At 68.5% G+C, this 12,972-nt stretch carries 15 protein-coding genes; 1 reads left to right on the top strand and 14 read right to left on the bottom strand.

Going from position 1 to position 12,972, the window contains the following annotated elements; translation table 11 throughout:
• Nucleotides 1-38: 38 nt before the first annotated feature.
• The 12 genes from LZP97_RS04360 to prmC all read right to left on the bottom strand — a co-directional run bounded on the left by LZP97_RS04360 (nt 39) and on the right by prmC (nt 10,794).
• Nucleotides 39-404, bottom strand: coding sequence for a F0F1 ATP synthase subunit epsilon (locus LZP97_RS04360; RefSeq protein ID WP_026138061.1), 366 nt, complete (start codon nt 402-404; stop codon nt 39-41).
• A 6-nt stretch (nt 405-410) separates the two neighbouring features.
• Nucleotides 411-1,862, bottom strand: a complete 1,452-nt coding sequence (gene atpD / locus LZP97_RS04355) for a F0F1 ATP synthase subunit beta (RefSeq protein WP_010595885.1) — start codon at nt 1,860-1,862, stop codon at nt 411-413.
• 4 nt (nt 1,863-1,866) lie between these two features.
• Complete coding sequence (locus LZP97_RS04350) at nt 1,867-2,850, bottom strand: F0F1 ATP synthase subunit gamma (RefSeq protein WP_010595884.1); 984 nt, start codon at nt 2,848-2,850, stop codon at nt 1,867-1,869.
• A gap of 48 nt (nt 2,851-2,898) precedes the next feature.
• Nucleotides 2,899-4,542: a F0F1 ATP synthase subunit alpha gene (atpA, locus tag LZP97_RS04345; protein WP_017682014.1), complete on the bottom strand. Its 1,644-nt coding sequence runs from the start codon at nt 4,540-4,542 to the stop codon at nt 2,899-2,901.
• A 64-nt stretch (nt 4,543-4,606) separates the two neighbouring features.
• The gene (locus LZP97_RS04340; RefSeq protein WP_010595882.1) at nt 4,607-5,446 is read right to left on the bottom strand and encodes a F0F1 ATP synthase subunit delta; all 840 of its coding nucleotides are present in this window, start codon (nt 5,444-5,446) and stop codon (nt 4,607-4,609) included.
• Nucleotides 5,447-5,451: 5 nt separating this feature from the next.
• On the bottom strand, nt 5,452-6,012 hold the full coding sequence (locus LZP97_RS04335) for a F0F1 ATP synthase subunit B (protein ID WP_006944352.1): 561 nt from the start codon (nt 6,010-6,012) through the stop codon (nt 5,452-5,454).
• A gap of 10 nt (nt 6,013-6,022) precedes the next feature.
• Nucleotides 6,023-6,274 (bottom strand): ATP synthase F0 subunit C, encoded by a 252-nt coding sequence (locus tag LZP97_RS04330; protein WP_003935756.1) that lies wholly within the window; start codon nt 6,272-6,274, stop codon nt 6,023-6,025.
• A gap of 89 nt (nt 6,275-6,363) precedes the next feature.
• Complete coding sequence (gene atpB / locus LZP97_RS04325) at nt 6,364-7,212, bottom strand: F0F1 ATP synthase subunit A (protein WP_172603547.1); 849 nt, start codon at nt 7,210-7,212, stop codon at nt 6,364-6,366.
• 259 nt (nt 7,213-7,471) lie between these two features.
• Nucleotides 7,472-7,888, bottom strand: coding sequence for a hypothetical protein (locus tag LZP97_RS04320; RefSeq protein ID WP_082061380.1), 417 nt, complete (start codon nt 7,886-7,888; stop codon nt 7,472-7,474).
• Between the two features lie 62 nt (nt 7,889-7,950).
• On the bottom strand, nt 7,951-9,156 hold the full coding sequence (locus LZP97_RS04315) for an MraY family glycosyltransferase (RefSeq protein WP_040275913.1): 1,206 nt from the start codon (nt 9,154-9,156) through the stop codon (nt 7,951-7,953).
• Between the two features lie 18 nt (nt 9,157-9,174).
• Nucleotides 9,175-9,837, bottom strand: coding sequence for an L-threonylcarbamoyladenylate synthase (locus tag LZP97_RS04310; RefSeq protein ID WP_010595879.1), 663 nt, complete (start codon nt 9,835-9,837; stop codon nt 9,175-9,177).
• A 36-nt stretch (nt 9,838-9,873) separates the two neighbouring features.
• A complete protein-coding gene (gene prmC, locus LZP97_RS04305) occupies nt 9,874-10,794 on the bottom strand; it encodes a peptide chain release factor N(5)-glutamine methyltransferase (RefSeq protein WP_026138059.1) in 921 nt (306 codons plus the stop codon).
• A gap of 125 nt (nt 10,795-10,919) precedes the next feature.
• On the opposite strand from prmC, the gene LZP97_RS04300 reads away from it, so the two are divergent.
• Nucleotides 10,920-11,390: a hypothetical protein gene (locus LZP97_RS04300; protein ID WP_010595877.1), complete on the top strand. Its 471-nt coding sequence runs from the start codon at nt 10,920-10,922 to the stop codon at nt 11,388-11,390.
• Between the two features lie 23 nt (nt 11,391-11,413).
• Here LZP97_RS04300 and prfA read toward each other — a convergent pair whose 3' ends face one another.
• Both prfA and rpmE read right to left on the bottom strand, forming a co-directional pair.
• On the bottom strand, nt 11,414-12,493 hold the full coding sequence (prfA, locus tag LZP97_RS04295; protein ID WP_010595876.1) for a peptide chain release factor 1: 1,080 nt from the start codon (nt 12,491-12,493) through the stop codon (nt 11,414-11,416).
• Between the two features lie 110 nt (nt 12,494-12,603).
• On the bottom strand, nt 12,604-12,837 hold the full coding sequence (rpmE, locus tag LZP97_RS04290) for a 50S ribosomal protein L31 (protein WP_010595875.1): 234 nt from the start codon (nt 12,835-12,837) through the stop codon (nt 12,604-12,606).
• Between the last annotated feature and the right edge of the window lie 135 nt (nt 12,838-12,972).

Genomic DNA, 12,972 nt, shown 5'->3' with positions numbered 1-12,972 from the left:
ACACTGCTCGTCGGCTCCGTCGCGGCTTGTCGTATCCGTCAGGCCCGCTCGACGGCCCGGAGTCGGCCCCGGGCTGCCGCGATCTCGGCCTCGTCCTGGCTGTCGCTCAGCACGGCGCGCGCGGACTCGACGTCGATGTTCTCCGTCAGCTCCGCAGCCTCCGCGAGGATCGTCACCGTCGTGGCGGTCACCGAGAGGAAACCGCCGTGCACGGCCGCGACGACCCGATCGCCGTCGGCGGTGGTGATGGAGACGACACCGCCTTCCACGAGCTGGCCGAGGACCGGCTCGTGGCCCGGCATGACACCGATCTCGCCCTCGGTCGTCTGGGCGCTGACCAGCCGGGCGGTGCCCGACCAGAGGCGCTCCTCGACGGCAACGAGGTCCACGGTCATTTCAGCCATCGCGGACTACTTCCCGGCGATCTTCTTGGCAGCGGCCTCGACGTCGTCGAGTCCACCGCAGCTGTTGAACGCCTGCTCGGGCAGGTGGTCGAACTCACCCTTGGTGACGCGGTCGAACGCCTCGATGGTGTCACGCAGCGGCACCACGGAGCCGGGCTCGCCGGTGAACTTCTCAGCGACGATGAAGTTCTGGCCGAGGAACTTCTGGATACGACGGGCGCGGCCGACGAGGACCTTGTCCTCCTCGGAGAGCTCGTCCATGCCGAGGATGGCGATGATGTCCTGCAGCTCCTTGTACTTCTGCAGGATCCGCTTGACCTCGTTGGCGACCCGGAAGTGCTCGGCACCGACGATGCCGGGCTCGAGGATGCGCGAGGTCGACGTCAGCGGGTCCACGGCGGGGTAGATACCCATCTGCGAGATCGGACGCGAGAGCTCGGTGGTCGCATCGAGGTGCGCGAACGTCGTGGCCGGCGCCGGGTCGGTGTAGTCGTCGGCGGGCACGTAGATCGCCTGCAGCGAGGTGATCGAACGACCACGGGTCGAGGTGATGCGCTCCTGGAGCTCACCCATCTCGTCCGCGAGCGTCGGCTGGTAACCCACGGCCGACGGCATGCGGCCGAGCAGCGTCGAGACCTCGGAGCCGGCCTGCGTGAAGCGGAAGATGTTGTCGATGAACAGCAGCACGTCCTGGCCCTGGACATCGCGGAAGTACTCCGCCATGGTCAGCGCGGACAGGGCGACGCGCATACGCGTTCCCGGCGGCTCGTCCATCTGGCCGAAGACGAGGGCGGTGTCCTGGAGGACGCCCATCTCCTCCATCTCGAGGTGGAGGTCGGTGCCCTCACGGGTGCGCTCGCCGACGCCGGCGAACACCGACGTGCCGGAGAACTCACGCGCGATACGGGTGATCATCTCCTGGATCAGAACGGTCTTGCCGACGCCGGCACCACCGAACAGACCGATCTTGCCGCCCTTGACGTACGGGGTCAGCAGGTCGATGACCTTGATGCCGGTCTCGAGGATCTCGGTCTTGCCCTCGAGCTGGTCGAAGGCCGGCGGCTTGCGGTGGATGCCCCACTGCTCGCCGTCGCGTCCGGTGCCCGGGGCGTCCAGGCAGTCACCGAGGGCGTTGAACACGTGGCCCTTGACGACGTCGCCGACCGGCACCGAGATCGGGCGGCCCGTGTCGACGACCGTGGTGCCGCGCACCAGGCCGTCGGTGGGCTGCATGGAGATCGTGCGCACCAGGTTGTCACCCAGGTGCTGCGCGACCTCGAAGGTCAGGGTCTTCGCCACGGACGGCAGAGTGACCTCTGCGTGCAGGGCGTTGAACAGATCGGGAACGGCACCACGCGGGAACTCGACGTCCACGACGGGCCCGATGACCCGAACGACGCGGCCGGCAGTGGCCGAGGCCGCCCCCGCCCCGTAGTTATCGGTTGCTGCTGCGGTCATGTGCTTAGTCACTTCCTGCACTCGAGGCGAGCGCGTTGGCACCGCCGACGATCTCGCTGATTTCCTGGGTGATCTGGGCCTGGCGGGCCTGGTTGGCCTGACGGCTGAGGGTGTTCACCAGTTCCGTGGCGTTGTCGGTGGCCGCCTTCATGGCGGTACGCCGTGCGGCCGACTCCGACGCCGCGGCATCGAGCAGCGACGCGAAGATGCGGGTGCTGATGTACTTCGGCAGCAGGGCCGCGAGCAGCGTCGAGGCCTCCGGCTCGAAGTTGTAGCCGGGCCGCGGACCGCCGTTGCTGCCGACGTGCCGGCCGTCGGTGAGCATGTCCTCGCCGAGGTCGATCTCGTCCTCGGTGACGGTCACCTCGAGCGGCGCCATGCGGCGCACCTCGGGGCTCTGGGTCAGCATCGAGACGAAGCGGGTGTAGACGATGTGCAGTTCGTCGACGCCCTCGATCGTGCCCTCACCGTTCGGCGCGGGAACCTCGTTGCCGGAGCCCGCCATGAACAGCTCCACCAGGTGACGGCTCGCCTTGGCCGCATCGGTGTAGCGCGGCTCCTGGGAGAACCCGGTCCACGCCCCCGCGACCGGCCGGCCGCGGAAGGTGTAGTAGCTCAGGCCCTTGGCACCGAGCACGTAGAGCACCGGCTCCTTGCCCTCGCTGACCAGCAGCTGACGCAGCTCCTCGGCCTCCTTGAGGACGTTGGCGTTGTAGCCACCGGCCATACCGCGGTCGCTGGTGACGACCAGGACCGCAGCACGCCTCGGGTTGGGCCGCTCGTTGAGCAGGGGGTGATCCAGCGACGCGGACGCACTCGCCAGCTCGGAGAGCACCTTGGTGATCTCCTCGGCGTACGGCTTGGACGCTGCCACTCGGGCCTGAGCCTTCGTGATCCGCGACGTCGCGATCAGCTCCTGCGCCTTGGTGATCTTCTTGGTCGAGTTGACCGACTTGATCCGCGAGCGGAGCTCGCGCAGGCTTGCCATTCGTCGATCACACTCCCTTCACAGGACGCTGGGTCATGGTCTCCACGCTCACTTGCGAACAGTGGTGCGCTTGACGGAAACCTGCTCCTGCTCGACCTCGTCGGCGCCCAGGGCCTCGGCCTCGGCCTCGTTCACGACGCGGGTTCCGTCGGAGGCGATGAAGCCCTCCTTGAACTTGTTGGTCGCGGCGAGCAGCGCGGAGGCGGACTCGTCGGTCAGCGCCTTGCCGCCGGCGATCTGCTCGTAGACACCCGACGCGCTGTGGTGCAGGTCCTCGAGCAGCTCGGTCTCGAAGCGGCGCACGTCACCGACGGGCACCGAGTCGTAGACACCCTGACCGGCGAGGTAGATCGACACGATCTGGTCCTCGACGGCGACCGGGGCGTACTGGTCCTGCTTGAGGAGCTCGACCAGACGCTGGCCGCGCTCGAGCTGCGCCTTCGACGCCGCGTCGAGGTCGGAGGCGAAGGCGGCGAACGCTTCGAGCTCGCGGAACTGCGCAAGCTCGAGACGCAGCGAGCCGGAGACCTTCTTCATGCCCTTGGTCTGCGCGGCGCCACCGACTCGGGAAACCGAGATACCGACGTTGATGGCGGGACGGATGCCCTTGTTGAACAGGTCGGACTCGAGGAAGACCTGGCCGTCGGTGATGGAGATGACGTTGGTCGGAATGTAGGCCGAGACGTCGTTGGCCTTGGTCTCGATGATCGGCAGGGCGGTCAGAGAACCGCCGCCGAGCTCGTCGGACAGCTTGGCCGAGCGCTCCAGCAGACGCGAGTGCAGGTAGAACACGTCGCCCGGGTAGGCCTCACGTCCCGGCGGGCGGCGCAGCAGCAGGGAGATGGCGCGGTACGCCTCGGCCTGCTTGGTGAGGTCGTCGAACACGATGAGCACGTGCTTGCCCTGGTACATCCAGTGCTGGCCGATGGCCGAACCGGTGTAGGGGGCGAGCCACTTGAAGCCGGCGGAGTCGGACGCGGGGGCCGCGACGATGGTGGTGTACTCCATCGCGCCGTGCTCCTCGAGGGCAGCCTTGACGCCCGCGATGGTGGAGCCCTTCTGGCCGATCGCGACGTAGATGCAGCGGACCTGCTGCTTCGGGTCGCCGGTGGCCCAGTTGGCCTTCTGGTTCAGGATCGCGTCGACGCAGACGGCGGTCTTGCCCGTCTTGCGGTCACCGATGACCAGCTGGCGCTGGCCGCGGCCGATCGGGGTCATCGCGTCGATGGCCTTGATGCCGGTCTGCAGCGGCTCCTCGACCGGCTGGCGCTGCAGCACGGTCGCGGCCTGCAGCTCCAGGGCCCGGTTCTCGGTCGCCTCGATGTCGCCGAGGCCGTCGATCGGCTGACCCAGGGGGTTCACGACGCGGCCGAGGTAGCCGTCGCCGACCGGCACCGACAGAACGTCGCCGGTCCGCTTGACTTCCTGGCCCTCTTCGAGGTCCTGGTAGTCGCCGAGGATGACAGCACCGATCTCGGTGGCGTCGAGGTTCAGGGCCACGCCCAGCACACCGCCGGGGAACTCCAGCAGCTCGTTGGCCATCGCCGACGGCAGACCGCTGATGTGCGCGATGCCGTCACTGGTGTCGGCGACCACGCCGACCTCCTCGCGGGAGGCCTCCGGGGAGTAGCTCGCGGTGTAGTTGTCGATCGCGCTACGGATCTCGTCGGAGGAGATCGTCAGCTCCGCCATGTTCTTCCTGCTCTCGGTATCTGGTCTTCGAAAAGATCGCAATGTGTGTGTGTTCGGTAGTGGACTACGTGAGGCTCTTGCGCACTGCGGCGAGTCGACCCGCGGCGGTGCCGTCGATGACCTCGTCGCCCACCCGGACGACCAATCCACTGAGAAGCTCGGGAACCACCTCGACGTGCACCGTGACCGGCTTGCCGTACGTTCTGGTCAGGATACCGGTGAGCCGTTCGGTCTGCGCCGCGCTGAGGGGTGCCGCACTGCGCACATGGGCGACGGCGCGGTCCCGCTGGGTGGCGGCGAGGTTCGACAGTTCGTCGAACGCATCGGCCGGGGCCTTGCTCTTCAGCCGTCCGACGGCCTGCACGGCCAGGGCCTCGGTGATCGCGGTGGACTTGCCGTAGAGCAACCGCGAGAGGAACTCGCGCTTGGCCGCCAGCGGCTTGGTGCGATCGGAGAGGGCCTGCTCGAGCTCGGCGTTGCCGGCCACGATGCGACCGAGCCGGAACAGCTCGTCCTCGACGGTGTCGAGCTGGTTCTGGTCGGCCGCTGCCGTCAGGAGGGCTTCGCGACCCAGCTGAACGAGGGAGTTGGTCAGGTCGGACTGGGTCGACCAGTCCTGCCCTGCCGCCGCCTTCAGGGTCGCGAGGGTGACGGGCGAGACCTTGCTCCCGAAGACCCGCTCGGCCAGCGCCTGCCGGCCGGCTGCCGGGGCCGAGGCGTCGGCCAGCGCACTCCGCAGGGTGCGCTGATCGTCGAGCACCTCGACCACCGAGAACAGCTCGGAGCCGGCCTGCGCCGCAGCTGCAGTTGCGGCACCCGCGGCAGCGGATGCGGTGCTCGACGCCAACGCGCCCTGCAGCGCGGAACGCGTCTGAGCGAGTGCCTCACGGCTTGCTGCGTACATGGTGCTCACTTTCGGGATGCAGAGTCAGCGCTGAGGGAGTCGAGCTCGCTGAGGAAGCGGTCGATCGAGCCGGCACGCTTGACGTCGTCGGAGAGGGACTCCCCGATGACCTTCTCGGCCAGATCCACGGCGGTGCGGCCGAGATCACCGCGCAGCTCGGTCACGATCTGCTGGCGCTGGGCCTGCAGCTGGTTGTGACCGGCGGCGACGATGCGGTCGCTCTCCTCCTGGGCCTGAGCCTTCATGTCCGCGATGATCTGCTGGCCCTGGGCGCGGGCCTCCTCACGGATCTGCGCCGCCTCGGTGCGGGCCTCGGCGAGCTGCGCGCGGTACTGCTCGAGCGCGGCCTTTGCCTCGGCCTGAGCTTCCTCGGCCTTCTTGATGCCGCCTTCGATCAGCTCCGAACGCTCGTCGAGCACCTTCTGGAACAGCGGAAGCACGTACTTCCAGAAGACGAGCCCGACGATGATCAGGGCGACCAGCGACCAGACGATGTCGTACGTCGCGGGAAGCAGAGGATTCTGGTCCTCTGCCTCCGCCGCGAGCAACAGGATGCTGTCAGCCATGGTCGTCAGATCAGAAGATGAAGCCGGCGACGATACCGATCAGCGCCAGGGCCTCGGTGAACGCGATACCGAGGAACATGGTGGTGCGCAGCTGGCCGGCCATCTCGGGCTGGCGGGCCATGCCCTCGATCGCCTTGCCGACGACGATGCCGATGCCGATGCCGGGGCCGATGGCCGCGAGGCCGTAGCCGACCGCACCGAGACCGCTGATGGTGCTCTCCGTCTGGGCGAGGACGTCAACTGCCTGAAGCGCAACGCTCATTGGTGTTCCATTCCCTTTCTTGTGGCTCGGCCCCGGGGATCGGCAACCGAGTCAGTCTGTGTGTTGTGTGGGTAGTGCCGGTCGGCGTGCTAGTGCTCTTCGGCGTGCAGCGCGAGGTCGATGTACACCGCAGTCAACAGCGCGAAGATGTACGCCTGCAGGACGATCACCAGCAGCTCGAAGAAGGTGAACGCGATGCCACCGATCAGCGAGCCGATACCGAAGATCTTCATCGCGCCGTCGGCGCTGAAGAAGAAGAACTGGGTTGCGCTGAAGAACAGCACCAGCATGATGTGGCCGGCCAGCATGTTCGCCATGAGACGGATGGTGAGCGTGAACGGGCGCAGCAGGAACGTCGAGATGAACTCGATCGGGATGACCAGCACGTGCAGCGCGGGCGGCAGGTTCGGCACGACGATGCTGCTCTTGACGTAGCGGAAGAACCCGTACTTCTTGATGCCCACGTAGTTGAAGACGACGTAGGCGAGCGCGGCCAGGACGATCGGCATGCCGATACGCGCGTTCGACGAGATGTTCAGGAACGGGATGACCGACGTCAGGTTGAGACCGACCACGAGGAAGAAGATGGTCACGAGAACCGGAAGGAATCGGCGGCCCTGCTGCTTGCCGAGGATGTCCTCGGCGATGTTGATCCGCACGAAGTCGATCATGATCTCGGCGACGTTCTGCACACCGCGGGGCACGATCTTCGGGCTGCGCATCGCGAGCGCGAAGAACAGCGCCACGAGCACGGCCACGACGACGCGGATGAGCATCAGGCGGTCCATTTCGAAGGGGGTGCCTTCGAACAGAACTGCTGGGGGGAAGAAATCGGCTAGTGACGGCGCGTGGAATTCTCCGGCAGCCAAGGTGGTGACGCTCAGCGCTCTCTCCCGTAGTCGGCCGCAGGCATTGCCGTCTGCGGTTCGATCGGACATTGACGATCCAACAAGTCGACCAGGTCGGCTCGCGTATTCGCCAGCTGCTGTCGGCTCCCGATCGGGGCCAGCGTCTGTCGGTGTCGGCGACTCTCGTCGACTCGGCGGCCATTCGAACACGACCGCCTGCGAGGACACAACCGCACTCGACTCCTCGGGAATCGCAGGCAGTCGCACTCGCTTGGGACGACCTTATCAACACTTCTACGACGTTGTGTAGGCGGGTGCCCGTACCGCGAGGTCATTGACAACGACGGTACTACCGTTCGTCGTTGTTCCCCTGCTCAGCGCTACCGGCAGACTCCACGTAGAGCGCGCGCTGCGACAGCACGCCGTAGGTCTCGGCGCCCAGGACGACGAGCAGCGCGAAGACGATCGTGAGCACGAGCACGCCCTTGTCGTAGAAGTCGAGCGGCCTGAGCAGCATCATCACCACGATCGCGAGGATCAGCTTGAGCAGCCAGGTGCCCAGCAGCACCGCACCCGCCGTCGTCGCCGGAAGACGGGCGGTGAGCAGCACGCCGAGCGCGGTGAAGAGGATGAAGCCGCCGCCCACGGCAGCGCCGATCAGCGCACCCCACACGCCCGGCAGACCGGCGACGAGGCCACCGATCACGGTGGCGACGACCGTCAGCACGATGAGCCCGAGCACGCCGTACCGGACGGCGGCGCGCATCGGCGCGGAGGAATCGGGCAGGGCGGGCAAGGGCTGATCCGGGGAGGTCACGGGAGTCAAGCCTAACGGACCGGTCCCCGGCGCCGGCGTCGCCGGGGACGGCCGGCGTCGTCGTGACGCAGCGACGGCACCGCCGTGACGACCAGCGCGAACACCAGTCCACCCGCCATGAGCAGTACGACGGCCCGCCGGTCGAGCAGCGAGGAACCGACGGCCCCGAACGCGAGCACCCCGACCCACAGATAGATCAACAGCACCACCCGGCGGTGCGAGTGCCCGATCTGCAGCAGTCGATGGTGCAGGTGCATCTTGTCCGGGCTGAACGGGCTGACCCCGGCCCGGGTGCGCCGGACGACCGCCAGCAGCAGGTCGAGGATGGGGATGAACATGACCGCCCCCACGAGGATCAGCGGGGAGAGCAGGCCGAGCAGGTCGCGGGTGCCGTAGGCCGCCAAGGGGATGCGTCCCGACGCGCTCGTCGAGATCGCCGCCAGCATCAGGCCGATCAGCATCGATCCGGAGTCGCCCATGAAGATCCGGGCCGGCTGGAAGTTGTGCGGCAGGAAGCCGAGGCAGGCTCCCGCGAGGGCCGCGGCGATCAGGGCGGGCGGATACGCCCCCACATCCCCGCCCTGATCGTGCAGCAGCCCGACGGAGAACACACAGATCGCGACGGCCGCGATCAGCCCGAGACCGGCCGCGAGACCGTCGAGACCGTCGACGAAGTTCATCGCGTTGATCATCACCACCGCAACCAGGACGGTGAACAGTCCCGCCTGCAGCTGGTCGAGGATGAGGGTGCTGCCACCGAAGGGCTCGTAGATGACGATCCAGCTCACGCCCATGACGACGAGCACGCCCGCCGCCGTGACCTGCCCGACGAACTTGGTCAGCGCGTCGAGTCCCCAACGGTCGTCGATGATCCCGACGATCACGATGATGGTGCCCGAGACCAGCGCCGCTCCCATGTCGGGGGTGTACTCGAACCCTCGGGTCAGGGCGGGCAGTTGCTGGGCGAACAGCAGGCCCGCCACCAAGCCGAAGTACATTCCGACGCCGCCCAGCCGCGGTGTCGGCTGCACATGCACGTCCCGGTCCCGGGGCACCGCGACGGCGCCGAACCGGATCGCGGCGATCCGCACGGCCCCCGTCGAGAGGAAGGTGACGACCGCGGCGGTGAGGAGCACGAGCAGCAGCTCGCGGATGGGCACGCCGGCGCCGCGGCCCGATTGGGCCAGCACCAGGGATGCCGTGTCGGCGACAGTCACTTCGTCCGGTCCCCGCCGTCACTCCCCGCCGGTACGCAGCTGCGCCGGATCCTCGCCCAGCACCTCCGCGATGTCCTCGACCGCCACGGCCCCCTCGCGCAGCACGCGCGGACGATCGGCGGTCAGGTCGACGATGGTGGAGGCGACGGCGTGTTCGGCCGGGCCGCCGTCGAGGTACACGCTGGCCGATCCGCCGAGCTGGGCGCGCGCCTCGTCCACCGTGGTGGCCGGCGGCCGGCCGGAGACGTTCGCGCTCGACACCGCCAGGGGGCCCACCTCGCGCAGCAGCTCGAGCACCACGGGGTGCAGTGGCATGCGCAGCATCACGGTGCCGCGCGTGTCCCCGAGGTCCCACGCGAGCGAGGGAGCTTGGTGCACAACAAGACTCAGACCGCCGGGCCAGAATGCGCGGATCAGTTCCCGCGCCTGCGGGCGGACGGTGTTCACCAGGCCGTCGATCGTGTTCCACGACCCGACGAGCACCGGCACCGGCATGTCCCGGCCCCGGCCCTTGGCGCGCAGCAGGCCGGTCACCGCATCGCTGTCGAAGGCATCCGCCGCGAGCCCGTACACCGTGTCGGTGGGGACGACGACGAGCCTGCCGGCCTTCAGCGCGCCCTTGGCGGCCGTCAGGCCGGCGGCCCGGGAATCGGGGCTGTTGCAGTCGTAGACGGTGCTCACGGGTTCATCCTTCCACTGCGGCGAACGAGTCCGGCATCACACACCGGACTCCCCCTGCGCTCGGGCACGTCGCGCCTCCACGTCGGTCGGGACCCGGCGGGCGACGACGAACCGCGGCCGCCCCGCCAGATCCGGGTGCTCGGTCACCTCACCGAACACGCGGCGCTGCGCGAACAGCTCCGCGACCAGGGGCCCGTTGGTGTCGTCGTGCTCGATGCCGACCGCACCGCCGATGCGCAGCCACCGGGCGATGTTCGCGACCATCGGTTTGATCACCGACAGCCCGTCCGGGCCGCCGAACAGCGCCGAGTGCGGATCGTGCTCGATCACCTCGGGCGGGAGGTCGGTGCCCTCGGGGATGTAGGGCGGGTTCGACACCACGACGTCGACCCGGCCCTCGAGGGCGGTGAGCAGGTTGCGGTCCGTCACGTCTCCCTGATGCAGGAGGATCGGCGTGTCTCCTGCCGCCGCGCAGCGTTCCGCGTTCCGCCGCGCCCAGGCGAGGGCATGGGGCTCGAGTTCGACCGCGTGCACGATCGCGTCGGGCCGGGCGTGCGCGATCGCCAGCGCGAGGGCGCCCGAGCCGGTGCACAGGTCGAGCACGACCGGCGGATTCTCCTGCAGGCCCTCGAGGTGCGCCAGGGCCCAGGCCAGCAGTAGTTCGGTTTCGGGTCGCGGGACGAAGACGCCGGGACCCACCTCGATGTCGATCTCCCCCATTCCCGTGCTGCCGGTGATGTACTGCAACGGGATCCGCTTGGCGCGCTGCGCGATCATCGCCCGGTACGCGTCGACCATGGCCGGGTCGACGAGCGGCACGAGCCCGAGACGGGTGCGCTCGATGCCGAGCAGGTGCGCGGCGAGCAGTTCGGCGTCCACACGCGGACTGGGGACACCGGCTTCCTCGAGCACCGACACCGCTTCGAGGATCGCCAGGCGCAGGGGTTGACGAGTCACGGCGTACAGACTGCCATGCCGGTCACGCGACGGAAACGGACAGGTCACTCATCGGGTCGGTGTACGGCATGATCGGAATCGTCCGATTCGGACCAGGACTACGGAACTACGGAGAGGATCTTCCTGTGACGAAGTCGAAATTCACGGTTCGGGCAGCGTCCGTCGTCGCATTCGGTGCCGCCGGCGCCCTCGCGGCGCCCGGACTCGCGTCCGCGTCGCCGATCGACGTCCAACCCACCCCGCTGCTCTGCAGCTACGTCGCGCCGGTCCACAGCGTGACCGAGACGGACAGCGAGGCCCTCGAGGAGGGTCAGCTGTTCTTCGCGGTCGGCGAGCAGAAGGCGCAGAACGGGCAGCTCAACTGGGTCAACACGGCCACCTGGCAGACCGGGGGCGCCTCGTTGACCGCGTCGCCGCAGAGCAGCGAGGTTCCGGTCGCGCTCCTGAACACGGGGCCCGGCACGGTCGTGTCCGCCGTGTGGGGACCGCACCGGAACGCGAAGGGTGAGAACTGCTTCCTGCTTCCCGGCATCGACATCTCGCAGGTGCCCGGGGACGACGACCCGGGTGACGAGCCCGGCGAGCCCGCTCCGTAACGGACCGGTACCCGGCTCACGCGTCATTCCGCCGTGAGCCGGGCCTCCCGGTCGGCCGTGCCCAGTGCATCGAGCAGGGCGTCCATGTCGCCGTCGAGCACCGCGTCGAGGTTGTGGGCCTTGAAGCCGATGCGGTGATCGGTGATCCGGTTCTCGGGGAAGTTGTAGGTGCGGATGCGTTCGGAGCGGTCCACCGTGCGCACCTGGCTGGCCCGTCCCGCAGACGCCTCCGCCTCGGCGGCCTCCTCGGCCGCCGCCTGCAGCCGCGCGGCGAGGACCTGCATCGCCCGCGCCTTGTTCTGCAGCTGGGACCGCTCGTTCTGGCAGGTGACGACGATGCCCGTGGGCAGGTGCGTGATGCGCACCGCCGAGTCGGTGGTGTTGACGCCCTGACCGCCCTTGCCGGAGGAGCGGTACACGTCGATGCGCAGATCCGACTCGTCGATCTGGACTTGCTCCACCTCGTCCGGCTCGGGATAGATGAACACGCCGGCCGCGGAGGTGTGCACGCGGCCCTGGGACTCGGTGACGGGGACGCGCTGGACACGATGCACCCCGCCCTCGAACTTCAGGCGGGACCAGACACCGTCACGCACATCGCTCTTCGACTTGATCGACAGCGTCGCGTCCTTGTAGCCGCCGAGATCGGAGATGGTCGCGCCGAGGACCTCCACGCGCCAGCCGGCGCGTTCCGCGTACCGGATGTACATGCGGGCGAGGTCGGCGGCGAACAGCGCGGATTCCTCCCCGCCCTCCCCCGACTTGACCTCGAGCACGACGTCGTCCCCGTCGTGCGGGTCGCGGGGGGCGAGCAGGTCGGTGAGGGCCTTGTCGAGCTCGCCGACGCGTTCTTCGAGAGCCGGCACCTCGGCGGCGAACGCGGCGTCGTCCGCGGCCAGTTCCCGCGCGGCCTCGAGATCGTCGCGCGCGGCCCGCAGCTTGGTGTAGGTGGCCATGACGGGAGCGAGCTCGGCGAACCGCTTGCCGACCCTGCGCGCCGCCGCCGGGTCGTTGTGCAGCGCCGGGTCGGACAGCTGCTGCTCGAGTCCGGCGTGTTCGGCCAGGATGTCGTCGATGGCCGACGGCTTGGTCTGCCCCGCCATGTGATTCGCTCCACTCGTCCGTCGTGGCGGCCCGTGCCGCGCACGGATCCGGAGAAAAAAAGCCGACGCCCGGCCTGTGACTGAGACAGAACCGGGCGTCGGCGAGACAGCTACTGGTCGGCAGCGGCCTTCTTGGAGGCGCGCTTGCCGTAGCGAGCCTCGAAGCGGGCGACGCGTCCGCCGGTGTCGAGGATCTTCTGCTTGCCCGTGTAGAACGGGTGGCACTGCGAGCAGACCTCGACGGTGATCCGTCCCGACTCCGCGGTGCTGCGCGTCTCGAACGTGTTCCCGCAACCGCAGACGACGGTGGTCGTCCCGTAGTTGGGGTGGATTCCTGCCTTCATGGTGTCCCTTTCGTGGCCGCCGGGTCGCCTCCGCGGATCGAAGACGTGAACCGGGACCGGACTGAGCTGTTCGATTATGCCAAACGCAGGCCCGGGACGAGAAATTCCGTCCCGGGCATGCGCCGCCGCGGCCGC

The sequence above is a fragment of the Rhodococcus sp. DMF-1 genome (assembly GCF_021441945.1).
GTDB lineage: Bacteria > Actinomycetota > Actinomycetes > Mycobacteriales > Mycobacteriaceae > Rhodococcus > Rhodococcus ruber.
This window is presented reverse-complemented; position numbering and strand designations above follow the sequence as displayed.